The sequence below is a fragment of the Janthinobacterium sp. HH102 genome (assembly GCF_001758625.2).
Taxonomy (GTDB): Bacteria; Pseudomonadota; Gammaproteobacteria; order Burkholderiales; family Burkholderiaceae_D; genus Janthinobacterium.
In genome coordinates, this window is record NZ_CP062062.1 from 4,075,227 (window position 1) to 4,091,104 (window position 15,878).

Annotated in this window: 12 protein-coding genes; 8 read left to right on the plus strand and 4 right to left on the minus strand. The window is 65.8% G+C overall.

Features of this window, described 5'->3' with window-relative positions:
• Window positions 1–64 precede the first annotated feature (64 nt).
• The 3 genes from JAB4_RS18480 to JAB4_RS18490 form a co-directional block, all read right to left on the minus strand.
• A complete protein-coding gene (locus JAB4_RS18480) occupies window positions 65–1,111 on the minus strand; it encodes an EAL domain-containing protein (protein WP_070219917.1) in 1,047 nt (348 codons plus the stop codon).
• Window positions 1,111–2,712, minus strand: coding sequence for a methyl-accepting chemotaxis protein (locus JAB4_RS31025; protein WP_275527854.1), 1,602 nt, complete (start codon window positions 2,710–2,712; stop codon window positions 1,111–1,113). The genes JAB4_RS18480 and JAB4_RS31025 overlap by 1 nt, the downstream gene beginning before the upstream one ends.
• A 353-nt stretch (window positions 2,713–3,065) precedes the next feature.
• Entirely contained in the window at window positions 3,066–4,841 is a 1,776-nt protein-coding gene (locus JAB4_RS18490; RefSeq protein WP_070300218.1) for a methyl-accepting chemotaxis protein, read from the minus strand.
• Between the two features lie 340 nt (window positions 4,842–5,181).
• Between JAB4_RS18490 and JAB4_RS18495 the strand changes: the two genes are divergently transcribed.
• From JAB4_RS18495 to JAB4_RS18525, 7 genes are all read left to right on the plus strand, one after another.
• Window positions 5,182–6,117 (plus strand): 5'-nucleotidase, encoded by a 936-nt coding sequence (locus tag JAB4_RS18495; RefSeq protein ID WP_070218905.1) that lies wholly within the window; start codon window positions 5,182–5,184, stop codon window positions 6,115–6,117.
• Between the two features lie 218 nt (window positions 6,118–6,335).
• Window positions 6,336–9,779, plus strand: a complete 3,444-nt coding sequence (gene mfd, locus JAB4_RS18500; RefSeq protein WP_070218906.1) for a transcription-repair coupling factor — start codon at window positions 6,336–6,338, stop codon at window positions 9,777–9,779.
• A gap of 55 nt (window positions 9,780–9,834) precedes the next feature.
• Window positions 9,835–10,677 carry a phosphoserine phosphatase SerB gene (gene serB, locus JAB4_RS18505; RefSeq protein ID WP_070218909.1) on the plus strand — a complete coding sequence of 281 codons (843 nt, stop codon included), beginning with the start codon at window positions 9,835–9,837 and terminating at the stop codon, window positions 10,675–10,677.
• 105 nt (window positions 10,678–10,782) lie between these two features.
• On the plus strand, window positions 10,783–11,511 hold the full coding sequence (locus JAB4_RS31030) for a nucleotidyltransferase domain-containing protein (RefSeq protein ID WP_139143150.1): 729 nt from the start codon (window positions 10,783–10,785) through the stop codon (window positions 11,509–11,511).
• A complete protein-coding gene (locus JAB4_RS18515; RefSeq protein ID WP_070308491.1) occupies window positions 11,508–12,434 on the plus strand; it encodes a TIGR04222 domain-containing membrane protein in 927 nt (308 codons plus the stop codon). The genes JAB4_RS31030 and JAB4_RS18515 overlap by 4 nt, the downstream gene beginning before the upstream one ends.
• Window positions 12,424–13,278 carry a DUF692 family multinuclear iron-containing protein gene (locus tag JAB4_RS18520; protein WP_070300331.1) on the plus strand — a complete coding sequence of 285 codons (855 nt, stop codon included), beginning with the start codon at window positions 12,424–12,426 and terminating at the stop codon, window positions 13,276–13,278. The genes JAB4_RS18515 and JAB4_RS18520 overlap by 11 nt, the downstream gene beginning before the upstream one ends.
• Window positions 13,275–13,532, plus strand: coding sequence for a hypothetical protein (locus tag JAB4_RS18525; protein ID WP_070220210.1), 258 nt, complete (start codon window positions 13,275–13,277; stop codon window positions 13,530–13,532). Before JAB4_RS18520 ends, JAB4_RS18525 begins: the two co-directional genes overlap by 4 nt.
• A 4-nt stretch (window positions 13,533–13,536) precedes the next feature.
• On the opposite strand, the gene JAB4_RS18530 is transcribed toward JAB4_RS18525, so the two are convergent.
• The gene (locus JAB4_RS18530; RefSeq protein WP_175444791.1) at window positions 13,537–15,402 is read right to left on the minus strand and encodes a serine hydrolase domain-containing protein; all 1,866 of its coding nucleotides are present in this window, start codon (window positions 15,400–15,402) and stop codon (window positions 13,537–13,539) included.
• 86 nt (window positions 15,403–15,488) lie between these two features.
• On the opposite strand from JAB4_RS18530, the gene JAB4_RS18535 reads away from it, so the two are divergent.
• A complete protein-coding gene (locus tag JAB4_RS18535; protein WP_070220215.1) occupies window positions 15,489–15,851 on the plus strand; it encodes a hypothetical protein in 363 nt (120 codons plus the stop codon).
• Window positions 15,852–15,878 lie beyond the last annotated feature (27 nt).

The window sequence follows — 15,878 nt, forward strand, 5'->3', positions numbered from 1 at the left end:
GGACTGTTTATCATTCTTGCGTGGGGGAGAAGTGTTAAAGCATGCGGCTTGCAGTGGCCATATTTTACTGAGCATCCACGCCAGGCCGCATGGCGCCATGTTTCGGCACTGTTACAAGGCCGGCCGGCGCGCCGTCGGCCAGCAGTGCGGCCACGTCGGCCGCGGACGCCGGGCGGTGCAGGTAAAAGCCCTGCACCTGGGGGCAGCCCAGCCGCCGCAGCCGCGCCAGCTGCTCGCCGTTTTCCACGCCTTCGGCCAGCACCTGCAAGCCCAGGCCGCGCGCCAGCGCAATGGTCGAGGCGACGATCACAGTGTCACTATCTGCGCTGCCTGCGCTGCCCAGGTCGCGGATGAAGCAGCGGTCGATCTTGATGGTGTGAATCGGCAGCATCCTGACATGGCTGAGCCCCGAATGGCCGGTGCCATAGTCATCGAGCGAAATGGCCAGGCCCAGCGCGCGCAGCCGGCGCAAGACCTGCGTCGCCTGCGCCATGTCGTCGATGCAGCAGCTTTCCGTCACTTCCAGCTCCAGCAGGCCAGGCACGATGGCGTGCCGCCGCAGGCAGCGCAGCACGAAGTCCGGCAAGTGCGGCTGGCACAGCTGGCGCGCCGAGACATTCACCGCGACAGGCACCAAGGGCAGGCCCGCCGCGCGCCACTGCGCCAGCTGGCGGCAGGCGGCATCGATACCCCAGTTGCCCAGCGCGACGATGGCGTCGGTCTGCTCGGCCAGGCCGATGAATGCATTCGGGTAGATCAGGCCGTGGCGCGGGTGGTCCCAGCGCAGCAGCGCTTCCAGGCCCACCAGGCGCAGTTGCGCCGTATCAAACTTGCCCTGGTAGTGAAAACAGAATTCGCCGTCGCCGATGGCGCTGTCCAGGCGCGCCTGCAGCTCCCGGCTGCGCGCCGACGCCATGCGCGTGCCGCCGCGCCCATTCAGCGCCCGCCACAGCATGGCGCAACCCGGCGCCAGCGCCGCCAGTCCCGCCAGCGCCACGTGACGCGGCTGCGCATCGTCCAGCCAGATGCCCAACGGCAGGCAGACGGCCAGCGCAGCGCACAGCAGCGACCGCGCGCGCGGGCCGTGCCAGAACCTTGCCAGGCGCGCCACTAGGCCAGCAGGCGCGGCACGGCCGGCGCGCTCCGGCGCGGCAAGGCGTGCGCCGGCCCCTGCTGCAGGCGAAACACGCTGACCACCTGCAGCAGGTTCGCCGCCTCGCCTTCCAGCGATTGCGACGCGGCCGCAGCCTCCTCCACCAGGGCGGCGTTCTGCTGCGTCACCTCGTCCATCTGCACGACGGCCTGGCTGACCTGGCCGATGCCCGTGCTTTGCTCGGCGCTGGCAGCCGTGATGTCGGCCACCATCTGGCTCACGCGCCCCACGGCCGCCACCACTTCCTGCATGGTGGCGCCGGCCTGTGCGACCAGGGCCGCGCCCGCGTCGACCTGCTGGGTGGAATTGGCGATCAGGGCGCGGATATCGCGCGCCGCCGCGGCACTGCGCTGCGCCAGGCTGCGCACTTCCGTTGCCACGACGGCAAAGCCGCGCCCCTGCTCGCCCGCGCGCGCCGCTTCCACGGCCGCGTTCAAGGCCAGGATATTCGTCTGGAAGGCCAGCATGTCGATCACGCCGATGATGTCGGCAATCTGCGCCGATGACGCGCTGATGGCGTCCATGGTGTGGATCACCTGGCCCACGGCTTGCCCGCCGGCGCCGGCGATGTTTGCCGCCTCGACGGCCAGGATGCTGGCATGGCGGGCATTGTCCGCGTTCTGCTGCACGGTGGAGCTGAGCTCCTCCATGGCCGACGCGGTCTGTTCGAGCGAACTGGCCTGCTCCTCGGTGCGCGACGACAGGTCGCTATTGCCGGCCGCGATCTGCGACGAGGCCGTGGCGATGGTGTCGGTGCCGCTGCGTACCCGCTGCACGATCTCGAGCAGGTTGCCGTTCATGATGCACAGCGCGTCGAGCAGCTTGCCCGTTTCATCGCCGCCGTGGCGGCCGAAGGTCGATGTCAGGTCGCCGGCGGCCACGGTCTGCGCGACGGTCAAGGCATGGCGCAACGGATGGACGATGCTGCGCGTGACCAGCCATGCCGTCACCAGCGAGAAACCGATGGCCAGGGCGCTCAGCGCCAGCATCATGGTGCGCGCCGACAGATATTCTGCGTGCACCTGGGCGCCCGCTTCTTCCATGCGGTCATGCTGGTGCGTGATCAAGGTTTCCAGCGCCGCCATGTAGCGCAGCTGGTCGTTGCGCACGGTACCGAGCAGCAGCTCCGCCGCCTCGTCGCGCGCATCGGCGTCGAGCAGGGCCAGCACCTTGTCGCGGCCCTCGTTGAAGGTGGCGCGCGCCTGCGTCACGGCCGCCATCAGTGCGCGTCCCTGCTCCGACAGCACGATGCGTTCGAGCTGCGCCAGGCGCTGCTCCGTGTCCGCGCCCGCCCTGGCGATGCTCGCGCGCTCCTGCGCCAGCTGCTGCGGCTCCATCATCAGCAGCAGGTTGCGCGAGGAGCGCGCGATGATGTTGACATTCTTGATGATGTCGTTGGCCAGCACGGTTTTCGGATACTTGTCATCGATCACGTCGCGCATGCGCAGCTCCAGGCTGGACAGGTGCAACATGCCCAGCGCGGCAGTCGCCAGCAGCAGCAAGGTCAACAACGCAAAAGAGCAGCGCAGGCGCGTGCCGATTTTCATATTTGCCATCATTATTCGCATCCTTCAATGTGGTGCATCATCGGTCACCGCGCCGGGCTCGCATGCAAGGCTGACGGCAATGGCTGCCGCCTGCCACGAATGGCTGGACGCAGCAGGCGGAGGGGTCAGCCGGGATGTGGCCGAGGCGGGAACAAGGGTGGTACGGCAGGCAGTGTGAGTTATCTCACAAGCAATGTCGCGTTAAGTTTTGAAAAGATTTGCTTAGATGACAAAACAGCTATTTTTATAACGCTGTTTTTTTAGTAAGTAGTAACCGCAGTGCGGGCTTGGGCGCACATGCAAAAACGGCCGCACAGGGCGGCCGTCCGGTCAGCGCATCCTGGCGCCGTCAGTCCGTCAATCCGTCAGAACACTTCCCACTCGTCGTCGCGCGATGCGCTCTGGCGCTGGGACGGCACGGCGCGCAAGGCCGGGCGGCCTGCAGCGGGGCGTGATGCGGGAGGCGATGCCGGACCCGGTGCGGGACGCCTGGGCGCGGCACTGGCCACTGCGGCGCGCGGCGCGGCAGGCTTCACGCGCGCGGCCGGCGCCTGTGCGCCATCGAGCTTGAAGACGCTGACCACCTGGGCCAGCTGGCCCGATTGCTCCTGCAGCGATTCGGCCGCGGCGGCCGCCTCTTCCACCAGGGCCGCGTTTTGCTGCGTCACCTGGTCCATCTGGCCGATGGCCTGGTTGATCTGGTCGATGCCCGAGCTTTGCTCCTGCGTCGCCAGGCTGATCTCCGCCATGATGTCCGTCACGCGCTGCACGCTGGAGACGATTTCGGCCATCGTGCTGCCCGCCTCGGCCACCAGCTTGCTGCCCGTGTCGACGGCCACGACGGAGTCGCCGATCAGGGTCTTGATTTCCTTGGCGGCCGCCGCCGAGCGTTGCGCCAGATTGCGCACCTCGGTGGCCACGACCGCAAAGCCGCGTCCCTGCTCGCCCGCGCGCGCCGCTTCCACGGCCGCATTCAGGGCCAGGATATTCGTCTGGAAGGCGATGCCGTCGATGACGGAAATGATGTCGACGATCTTGCGCGACGAGTCGTTGATGGCGTCCATGGTTTCGACCACCTTGCCCACCACGGCGCCGCCCTTCACGGCCACGCCCGAGGCGGAGAGCGCCAGCTGATTCGCTTGCTGGGCGTTGTCGGCGTTCTGCCGCACGGTGGACGTCAGCTCTTCCATCGACGATGCCGTCTCTTCCAGCGAACTGGCCTGCTCTTCCGTGCGCGAGGACAGGTCCAGGTTGCCGCTGGCAATTTCCGACGAGGCCGTGGCGATCGTCTCCGTGCCGCTGCGCACCTGGCCGACGATGTTCACGAGGCTGGTGTTCATGTCTTTCAGCGCCTGCAGCAGCTGGCCCGTTTCTTCCGTTGTGTGCACCTCGATGTGGCTGGTCAGGTCGCCCGAGGCCACCGTTTGCGCCACTTTCACGGCCGAATTGATCGGCTGCGTGATGGCCCGCGTGATGTAGGCGGCGCAGCCGATGCCCAGCGCGGAAGCCAGCAAGCCGAGGATCACCATCAGGCTTTCCGAGCGGATCACGGCGGCGCTGCCTTCCTTGACGCTGGCATCGGCCACGCCGTTATTGAGCTTGATGATCTCGTTGAGCGTGGCTTCGGCCTTGCTGAACAGGCTGCGCGAATCCTGGTACTGCTTGTAGAACGCCACGAACAGCTCTTTCTGCCGCGGCTCGTCGCGGTTGTCGGCCAGCTGGCGCAGGATGGCGCGCACCTTGTCGTCATCGCCCTTCCAGGCCGCCCATTCGTCCAGGAAGCGCTTCCACAGCACGGCTTCCTCGGGGGTTTGCGGCAGCGGCTCGTACAGCTTGCGGCCTGCCTCGATATTGCTCCAGGCCTTGGTGCGCAGCTGCAGCGCTTCCGCGAACTTGTCCTGTGCCTGGTAATTGTTTTCATAGATGGCGGCCGTCAGGGTGGCGGCGGCGACGGCCGTCTGGCCCTCGTTCATCATCATCAGGCCCTGGATCGACGGCAGGCGCACCACGCCGATCTCATTGACGGCGGTCCCCACGGTGGCGATGCCCGTGTAGCCGCTGATGCCCACCACCAGCAAGGCCACCATCATCACGGCAACGAGCGTCGCCAGCTTCCATTTGATCAGTAAATTCTTAAACATGGCTAGGTCCTTTATAAAGTCACGACGACTGCTGGCGAAGTTGGGGCTGGCATGTTCGAGTAAAACAGCTGACACTTGTATAAAGGTGGCGGGGATAGGGCGTACGCTTCGTTACAATTGGCGAGATTTCATAAGTGAAAGCATAGTGGAAAATACGCTCGCTGGCTGCTACATACTTGATACAAAACAAGATTTCTTTCTTTACTGTGGCGCATATTGCACAGTGGACAGAAAAAACGGCCTGGCGCCCCGCTTTGGTGCAAAAAATCCCGATACGCCACTATTGGCTACGCAGTTGATAGTCGTATAAGATGAGCAACAAGCAAACAACAGGCAGACCATGGCTTATCCTATCGAACACAAACTGGTGATCGGGGTCGCTTCCAGCGCCCTGTTCGACCTGGCAGAATCGCACCAGGTCTACTTCGACAGCGGCCCCGAGGAATACCGCAAGTACCAGGAAGCGCATATCGACACGGTCCTGCCGCGCGGCGTGGCCTTCCCCTTCATTCGCCGCTTTCTGAACATCAACAAGCACTACCCGCGCCAGTCGCCCGTGGAAGTGGTGCTGTTTTCGCGCAATTCGCCGGAAACGGGCTTGCGCGTCATGCATTCGATCGCCCACTACGGCCTCGATATCTCGCGCGCCGCCTTCATGACGGGCAAGTCGCCCTATCCTTACCTGCCCGCCTTCAACGCCTCGCTCTTCCTCAGCGCGAACGAGGACGACGTGCGCAGCGCGCTGGCGTGCGACTATCCGGCCGGCCTGGTGCTGCCATCGCGCACGGAAGACGACGAAAACGACGAGGAACTGCGCGTGGCCTTCGATTTCGACGGCGTGATCGCCGACGACGAGGCGGAAACCGTGTTCAAGCGCAACAATGACGTCGATGAATTCCACGCCCATGAAACCCTGAACGTGGGCACGCCGCACCGCCCCGGCCCGCTGGCCGACCTGTTCCAGAAGCTGGCCACCATGCAGCGCCTGGAAGAAAAGGCGCAGCGGCGCGACCCCGGCTACAAAAAGATCCTGCGCATCGCCATCATCACGGCGCGCAACGCGCCCTCGCACGAACGCGTCGTGACGACCCTGAAAAGCTGGGGCGTGGCGGCCGACGAGACGTTTTTCCTCGGCGGCATGGACAAATCGCGCGTGCTGTCCGTGTTCAAGCCGCATATCTTCTTCGACGACCAGTTGAGCCACCTGAAATCGGCGGGCGGCACGATACCCATGGTGCATGTCCCATTCGGCATCGCCAATGTCCGCGCAGGATAAAACCTGCTGCGCGTCGCGCCTTGCGGCCTGCGATGCTCACCGTACTAGCGTACGGCTGCGCTTCTTGACCACAAATCGCTGCCGCTCGCGACGGTTTTCTCAAGCGCGGAGGTGCGGGCGATGGTCTATAATCTCGCCTGTCAGCGCCGTCACTGGCGGCGCGGCGCGCATCACAGCTGTTCCACTCAACTGCCTCTGCCACTAGTGTCATCGCCTGCATGTCCTTAGACTTAACGAAAGCCCTCCCCAAGCCCGGCAACCGCTACGCGCTGCCCGCCCTGTATGGTTCATCCGACGCCTATGCCCTGGCGCTGGCCGCACTGGAATTGAAAGCGCGGGGCCAGATGCTGGCCGTTGTGGTGGCGCAGGCCAGCGACGGCCAGCGCCTGCTCGATGAAATCCCGTGGTTTGGCGGCAAGGAACTGCGCTGCCATCTGCTGCCGGACTGGGAAACCCTGCCCTACGACGCCTTTTCGCCGCACCAGGATCTGGTCTCGGAGCGCCTGGCCACCCTGCACGAAATCCAGACGCGCCAGTGCGACGTGCTGATCGTGCCGGCCACCACGGCGCTGGTGCGCCTGGCGCCGCCGTCCTTCCTGGCCGCCTACACCTTCTTCTTCAAGAAGGGTGAAACCCTGGACGAGGCACGCCTGAAGTCGCAGCTGACCCTGGCCGGCTACAGCCATGTGTCGCAAGTGATGTCGCCGGGCGAATACTCGGTGCGCGGCGGCCTGCTCGACCTGTTCCCCATGGGTTCGGCCCTGCCCTACCGGCTCGACCTGTTCGGCGACACCATCGAAACCATCCGCACCTTCGACGCCGACACCCAGCGCTCGCTCTACCCCGTGCATGAAGTGCGGCTGCTGCCGGGCCGCGAATTTCCCATGGACGAAGCGGCGCGCACCACCTTCCGCAACCGCTGGCGCGAGCAATTCGAAGGCGACCCGTCGCGCTCCGTCGTCTACAAGGACATCAGCAGCGGCATTGCCTCGGCCGGTATCGAATACTATCTGCCCCTGTTCTTCGAGCAGACGGCGACCCTGTTCGACTACCTGCCGCCCGACGCCTCACTGGCCCTGGTGGGCGAGATCGACGCCGCCATCGGCCGCTTCTGGACCGACACGCAGTCGCGCTACCGCTTTTTGAAGGCCGACCGCGAGCGGCCTATCCTGCCGCCCGAAGCGCTGTTCCTGTCCGACGAGCAGTTCTTTGGCCTGGCCAAGCCCTACCCGCGCCTGGCGATTGCGAAATCGAACGATGCGCTGGCGTCCGAACTGTCGGCGCCGATTCCCAACATCGCCGTCAACCGCCGCGCCGACGACCCGCTGGCCAACCTGCGCAGCTATCTGCTGCAAGCGGGCCGCCGCGTGATGATCTGCGCCGAATCGAACGGCCGCCGCGAAACCCTGCAGCAGTACTTCAGCGAATACGACCTGCAGCTGACACCGGTGGAAGGCAGCGACGGTTTTCTGCAGTCCGACGCCAAGCTGATGCTGGGCGTGGCGCCGCTGCACGCGGGCTTCGAGCTGTTTACGCCGGAAGGAAATTTATCCTTCATCACCGAGACGGAGCTGTATGCCGGTTCCGGCCGCAGGGTCGGCACCAAGAAACAGGAAGGCGTGACGCAGGTCGAGTCGATGGTGCGCGACCTGTCCGAGCTGAAAATCGGCGACCCCGTCGTGCACATCAACCACGGCATCGGGCGCTACATGGGCCTGACCAGCATGGACCTGGGCGAAGGCGAGACGGAATTTTTGCACCTCGAATACGCGAAGGACACCAAGCTGTACGTGCCCGTGTCGCAGCTGCATGTGATCTCGCGCTATTCGGGCGCCTCGCCGGAAGACGCGCCGCTGCATTCGCTCGGCTCGGGCCAGTGGGAAAAGGCGAAGAAGCGCGCCGCCGAACAGGTGCGCGACACGGCCGCCGAACTGCTCAACCTGTACGCGCGCCGCGCGCTGCGCCAGGGCCACTCGTTCGAATTCTCGTCGCACGACTACCAGCGCTTCGCCGACAGCTTCGGCTTCGACGAGACGCCGGACCAGGCCGAGGCCATCCACAACGTCATCAAGGACATGACGTCCGGTAAGCCGATGGACCGCCTCGTCTGTGGCGACGTCGGCTTCGGCAAGACGGAAGTGGCGCTGCGCGCCGCCTTCATCGCCGTCATGGGAGGCAAGCAGGTAGCGATACTGGCGCCCACCACCCTGCTGGCCGAGCAGCATGCACAAACCTTCGCCGACCGCTTCGCCGACTGGCCCGTGCGCATCGCGGAATTGTCGCGCTTCCGCACCGGCAAGGAGATCACGCAGGCGTTCAAGGGCATGGCCGACGGCACCATCGACATCGTCATCGGCACACATAAACTGCTGTCGGACGACGTGAAATTCACGCGCCTGGGCCTCGTCATCATCGATGAGGAACACCGGTTCGGCGTGCGCCAGAAGGAAGCATTGAAAGCCTTGCGCGCGGAAGTGGACGTGCTGACCCTGACGGCCACGCCGATCCCGCGCACCCTGGGCATGGCGCTGGAAGGCTTGCGCGACTTTTCCATCATCGCCACGGCGCCGCAAAAGCGCCTTGCCATCAAGACGTTTGTCCGCAGCGAGGGCGAAGCCATCATCCGCGAAGCGTGCTTGCGCGAACTCAAACGCGGTGGCCAGATCTACTTCCTGCACAACGAGGTGGAAACCATCCAGAACCGCCTGGCCATGCTGACGGAACTGCTGCCCGAGGCGCGCATCGCCGTGGCGCACGGCCAGATGCACGAGCGCGACCTGGAAAAGGTCATGCGCGACTTCGTCGCCCAGCGTTTCAATATTCTGCTGTGCACGACGATCATCGAGACGGGTATCGACGTGCCGACGGCGAACACCATCATCATGCACCGCGCCGACAAGTTCGGCCTGGCGCAGCTGCACCAGTTGCGCGGCCGCGTGGGCCGCTCGCATCACCAGGCCTACGCCTACCTGCTGGTGCACGACGTGCAGGGCCTGACGAAACTGGCGCAGCGCCGCCTGGACGCCATCCAGCAGATGGAAGAGCTGGGCAGCGGCTTTTACCTGGCCATGCACGACCTGGAAATCCGCGGCGCCGGCGAGGTGCTGGGCGAGAGCCAGTCGGGCGAGATGACGGAAATCGGCTTCCAGCTGTATTCGGACATGCTCAACGAAGCCGTGCGCTCGCTGAAGGCCGGCAAGGAGCCGGACCTGGCCGCGCCGCTGGCCTCGACCACCGAGATCAACCTGCACGTGCCGGCCCTGCTGCCGGCGGACTTCTGCGGCGACGTGCACGAGCGCCTGTCGATCTACAAGCGCCTGGCCAACTGCGCCACGCAAGAGAAAATCGACGATATCCAGGAAGAGCTGATCGACCGCTTCGGCAAGCTGCCCGACGCCGTCAAGGCCCTGGTCGAGACGCACCGCCTGCGCATCGCGGCGAAAACCGTGGGCATCGTCAAGATCGACGTGCATGGCGAGGCGGCCACCCTGCAATTCATGGCCAAGCCGCCCATCGACCCGATGCGCATCATCGGCCTGATCCAGAAGAACCGCCATATCAAGCTGCATGGCCAGGACAAGCTGAAAATCACGGCCGCCATGCCGGACCTGGCCGCGCGTGTGACGCAGATCAAGACCACCATCAAGCAATTGACGGTGTAGACCATTTCGACCATTTATGCAGGCCTGACCCATGACCAATACCACAACCATCACCATGAACCTGATCCTGCAGGGCCTCGACGGCGATAGCGCGCGCCTCGAACGCATCGCCGCGCTGGCCGCACCCACGTCCGTCACGCGCCTCGGTCCGAATGCCGTGCGCTGCGAGCAGATCGCCTATTCGCCAGCCCTGCGCCCCACCATCGAAGTGGCGGCCCAGGCGGCGCAGCTGGACGCGACCTACATGATGGGCCAGCGCGAACTCAGTGAGTTCAAGCTGGTGGCGATGGACATGGATTCGACCCTGATCACCATCGAGTGCATCGATGAAATCGCCGACATGCAGGGCCTCAAACCGCAAGTGGCGGCCATCACGGAAGCGGCCATGCGCGGCGAACTCGATTTCGCGGCCAGCCTGAAACAGCGCGTGGCCCTGCTCGAAGGCCTCGATGCATCGGCCCTGCAGCGCGTCTACGACGAGCGCCTGAAACTGTCGCTCGGCGCCGAGAAGATGCTGGCGGCCGTGCAGGCGGCTGGTCTGAAAACCCTGCTGGTCTCGGGCGGTTTTACCTTCTTCACCGAGCGCCTGAAAGAGCGCCTCGGCCTCGACTACACGCACGCGAACGAACTGGAAATCGTCGACGGCAAGCTGACGGGCAAAGTCTTAGGGGGCATCGTCGACGCGGAGGAAAAGCAGCGTACGGTGGAACGCGTGTGCGCGGAGATGGGCATTTCCCCATCGCAGGCCATCGTCATGGGCGACGGCGCCAACGACTTGAAAATGATGGGCATCGCCGGCCTGTCCGTGGCCTTCCGCGCCAAGCCCGTGGTGCGCTCGCAAGCCGATGTGGCGCTGAACTTTGTGGGACTCGATGGCTTGCTCAACGTCTTGAGCTGAGCCGGGGCCAAGTTCGCGGCGCCGGACGGTGCGCGCACGGTTGCATAAGTTTGCTATATTGCAAACTTATATTCACCCCGCCCGCCCACCGTGAAAGAACACCGCATGCCGCCACCGCTGCCAGAAGAAATACAACGCCACCTGGATGTGTTCGTCGCCGCCGCGCAAACGGCCTTCGGCGCCGACCTGGCCGCCGCCGTGCTGTTTGGCTCGGCCGCCGACGGCCAGTTGCGCGCCACGTCCGACGTCAACCTGCTGTTGCTGCTCAAGCGCTTTACGCCGCAGGCGGCCGATGCGCTGCGCGCTCCCTTGCGCCTGGCGCACGCCGCCATCGACTTGCAGGTGATGTTCCTGCTCGAAAGCGAATTGACGCAGGCTGCCGACGCCTTCGCCGTCAAGTTCGCCGACATCATCGCGCGCCACCGCGTCCTGCTGGGCAATGATCCTTTCGCCAGCCTGCACACGAGCCGCGATGCCGTGCTGCGCCGGCTGCGGCAAGTGCTGCTGAACCAGCAGGTGCGCATGCGCGAACGCTATATGCTATTGAGCCTGAATGAAGAACAGCTGGCCGGCGCCATCGCCGACGCCGCCGGTCCCTTGCGCTCGGCCGCCGCCTCGCTGGCGCAGCTGGAGGGCAAGTCTGCGCTGTCCGGCAAGCAGGCGCTCGAAGCGTTTGTCGACCAGCTGGGCGAACCGTCGCTGCACGCAGCCTTGCAAGCGATGTCGGCGGCGCGCGAAACGGCGCGCCTGGCGCCGGGGCAAGCCCTGCCCGCCTTCACCAGCCTGATGACGATGACCGAACGCCTGCGCGAGCACGCGGAGCAGATGCGGTGAACGGTCTCAATCCCTTTGACTGGAGCGGACCGTGGTTCCTGCTGGCCTATCTGATCTTCGGCCTGCTCGTGTACTACGGCGTGCGCGAGCTGCTGATCCGCCAGGAATTGCGCAATCCGCACGCCCAGCTGACACTCGCCGACGATCCCTACCGCATCGCCTTCTTGCGCGGCGGCGCCCTCGAAGCCGTGAAGATCGCCGCCATCGTGCTGGTCGACCGCGGCTTGCTGCGCGCCGATGGCCCGCTGCTGGAAACGGCCAGCGCCGACAGCCTGCGCTTCGCCAGCCACGACATCGAACGCGACGTGCTGCGGCTGTACCTGGGCCGCCAGGGCCATAGCAAGGAACTCGCCGTGCAGGCCGGGATGCTGCCATCGTGCCGCGCCTACCAGGAGACCTTGACGCAGCAGGAATTGCTGGTCGGCCCGCCGCTGCTGCGCCGGCGCGAACGCATCACCTGGGCCGCGCACTGGCTGCTGGTGACGGTGGCCGGCGTCAAGGCCGTCATCGCCATCAGCCGCCAGCACTACAACCTGCTGTTCCTGGCAGTCCTGCTGGCGATTTTTCTCCTCATGCTGCGCGGCCTGCGTACCCAGGCGACCAGCTGGAGCGCGCAGCGGCTGCTGACCGACTTGCGCATGCTGTTTGGCCGCCTGAACATGCGCTCGGCGCGCCTGCAGGCAGGCAGCAGCAGCGCGGACATGGCACTGCTGGCCGCCATCTTCGGCATCGGCGCCCTGCCCTTGTACGTGTACGCATATGTCGCCGAGCTGTACCCGGCGCCCCGGCACAGTTCGGGCGGCGACTCGTCGTCCGGCGGCACGGGCGACTCGGGCGGCTCTTCATCGGGCGGTGACGGCGGCGGTGATGGCGGCGGCAGCGGCTGCGGCGGGTGCGGCGGTGGCGGCGGCTGTGGCAGTTAGCCAGGCAAGCGCGCGCGACCGCGTCGGCCTGGGCTGGCGCGGCGAACTGGCCGCCGGCATCCTGTCCCACCTGGCGCGGATCGACGTGCTGGAAGTGATCGCCGACGATTATTACCATGCCCCGCGCGCCGGCATCGCCGCCCTGCGCCGCCTGGCGCGCCAGGTGCCCGTCAGCCTGCACGGCGTGGGCATGGGGCTGGCCTCGACGATACCCGCCGACCCGCGCCGGCTGCAGGCGATGGCGCGCCTGATGAAGGAGGTGCAGGCGGAATCGTGGTCCGAACACCTGAGCTTTGTGCGCGCCGGCGGCGTGGAAATCGGCCACCTGGCGGCGCCGCCGCGCACGCCGCACAGCGCCGCCGGTGCCGTCGCCAATATCGCGCTGGCCACGCGCATCGTCGGCAGCACGCCGCTGATGGAAAACATCGCCACCCTCGTCGCCCCGCCGGCCAGCACCATGGACGAAGCCGAGTGGGTGGCGCAGATTATCCACGGCGCGCAAGTGCCGCTGCTGCTCGACCTGCACAACCTGTTTGCGAACGCCGTCAATATTGGCGAGCAGCCGGAACAACTGCTGCTGCGCCTGCCGCTGGACAGGGTCGGCGCCGTGCACCTGAGTGGCGGCCACTGGATAGCTGCGCCGGGCGGCGGCCAGCGTCTGCTGGACGACCACCTGCACGACGTGCCGCCTGAAGTCTTCGCTTTATTGACCCTGCTGGCGCGCCATGCACCGCAACCGTTGACGGTGATCGTCGAACGCGACGGCAATTACCCGTCGTTCGGGCATGTGCTGGGCCAGCTGGAGCTGGCGCGCGCGGCCTTGCGCGCGGGGCGCGGCGCATGAGCTCTCCCGCACTGGAAACCTATCTGGCCAGGCTGTACACGGACGACGCCGTACGTGCCGCCTTCCTGCTCGCGCCGCGAGCGCAAGCCTTGCTGCACGGTTTGTCGCCGCAGGAAGCGGACGCGATGGCGGCGATGGACCGCGTCGGCCTGCAGATGGCGGCGGCCAGCTATCGCGCCAAGCGGGCCGCGCACGGCAGCAGGTCCACGCCAGCGCAACCCTGGTGGCGCCGGCTGCTGGCCGCCTGGACCTGACCGCCTACATCTGCCACAGCCGCAGCGGCAGCAAGCCCCACCAGGCCAGCACCAGCAGCAGTTGCAAGGCCGCCAGCAAGGCCACCCAATCCCATTTCGCCCATGAGCCCGCCTCGGCCGCCGTACCGCGGCTGCGCCAGCAGCGGGCCAGGCCGAATGCCGTGGCCAGCGGCAGCGCGCCCGTCGCCAATGTCAGCAGCACGCTGGCCACGGTGACGTCGCCCAGGCGCAGATAGGACTGGAAATAGAAAAACGGCAGCGGCAAGAGCAGCGCCAGCAGCGACAACAGGGGCGCGAACAGATGGTCGCCCCGTCCCAGGCTGCGCAGCGCGGCGCGCCAGACGCCCACCACCAGCACGTACAGCAAGCCGGCAGCCCCCAGGGCCAGGCTGCCCCACAGCACCAGCATGCGCAGCATCGACGCGCGCTCATAGCTGCGCAAACCGTCGCTGAGCACATGCTTGCCATCTTCCTGCATCAGCACATGCGATGGCGTGCTGCGGTCGCTGGCGCGGAACAGCAAGCCGCCCACCGGTTCCAGCTCCTTCGGCTCGCCCTGGAACGGGATCAGGAACAGCGATTCGCCATCCCATTTGAGGCGCGTAAAGCCGAAGACGGCATCGACCCAGGCCATGCTGGCCATGGCGCTGGGCGACGGCACGTAGACGCCCTGCCAGTTTTCCACCGTGGGTGCGGGCGTGCCCTGCGGGGCCGGCGCACGCAGGGGCAGTTCCAGGTCGCGCAGCAGCAGGCGGTTGAAGCGTTCATAGTCGGCCCGCTCCGCATCCGTGTTGAAGGCCACGAAGAAGGCGCTGTCCTGCTCCGGATAGATGCACAGCATGGCGCGGAAACCCACGGCCGTGCCAGGGTGGCAGGCGCCCACGACATTGTGGCGGTCGCGCACGGCCAGCGCCAGACCGTGGCCCGTCGCCAGGCCCGCCTGCGCCGCATCCGTGCCGGCCGGTTCGGACAAGGCGCCCATCAGGGCCAGGTCGATGAACTGCGTACCCTGCAGCTTGCCGTCGCCCATCAGGAACTGCGCCAGCTTGCCCATGTCGGCCGCCGTGGTGGTAAATTGCGCGGCAGGACGCAGGTACTGGGGCACGGCCGGCTGCGCCACGCCATGCTCGAAATAACCCATGGCCAGGCGCGGATCAGCCTGCGCGCCTGCCTGGCTGACAAAGCCAAACGTGCTGTCCCCCATGCCCAGCGGCTGCAGCAGCTGCGCATCGAGGTAGCGTTCATACGGCTGGCCCGTGACTCGCTCGATCACCATGCCCAGCAAGCCATAGCCCATATTCGAGTAGGCGTAGCGGCTGCCGGGCCGCGTGCGCACGCGCAGCAGATTGCCGCCGCAGTCAAAAGCGGCGGCCAACGGCGTGTCCGGCGCCGGTTGCAGGCTGAAGGCCTGCCAGAAGCGCACATTATCGAGACCGGACGTATGCGCCAGCAGGTGGCGGATGCGCACAGGATCGCTGGCCAGCCACGGATTTCTCAGCGCCAGTTCGGGCAGCACTTGCTGCAGGGGCGTGTCGAGCGTGAGCTTGTCTTCGCTGATCAGGCGCAAGACGCCCAGCGCCAGCGCCACCTTGCCCACTGAGCCCACCTGCATGCGCGTATCGGCCTGCATCGGTACTTGCCTGGCGGCGTCGCGCAGGCCGGACGCGCCGACTTTGACTGTGCCGTCGGGCAAAACTTCGCTCCAGACGGCGCCCGCCAGTCCCTCTTCCTTCAAGCCGGCGGCAAATTCCGCCTCGAGGGCAGGAGCGGCGGCATGGGCGACAGTGGCCCACAGCAGCAAGGCCGGCACGGCGCGCCGCAGCCAGGACCCGGCGCGCGCGGCCAGGGTGGAATATTGATTTCGCTTCAACAATGTACTCTGCCTTTTTCCATGGACTGCGCTGCCTCGCCGCTTTGCTTGTTACAATTAAAAATTGCGCAACGACGGGAGCTTTCATGTCACAAGATATTATTTTGGATACCCAACTCCAGCAGACCAAAAACCTGGCCTGGTGGTTGTACCTGATACATGGCGCCAGCTTCGTGTTTTCGCTGGGCGCGTTTTCCTTCATTCCGCTCATCATCAATTATGTGAAGCGGGACGAGGCGGCCGGGACCTTCGTGTACAGCCATCACAGCTGGATGATCCGTTCCTTCTGGTGGTATGCGGCCTGGATCGTCGTCGGCGCCATCCTGTGGATCACGCTGATCGGCATTCCGCTGGCCATCATCGTGTGGGGCGTGGCCTGGCTGTGGAAAGCCTACCGCCTGCTGCGCGGCTTCCTCGACCTGAACAACAACAAACCCGTGCCCATGTAGGCGCTTGCGGGCAAGCCCACATGCTTG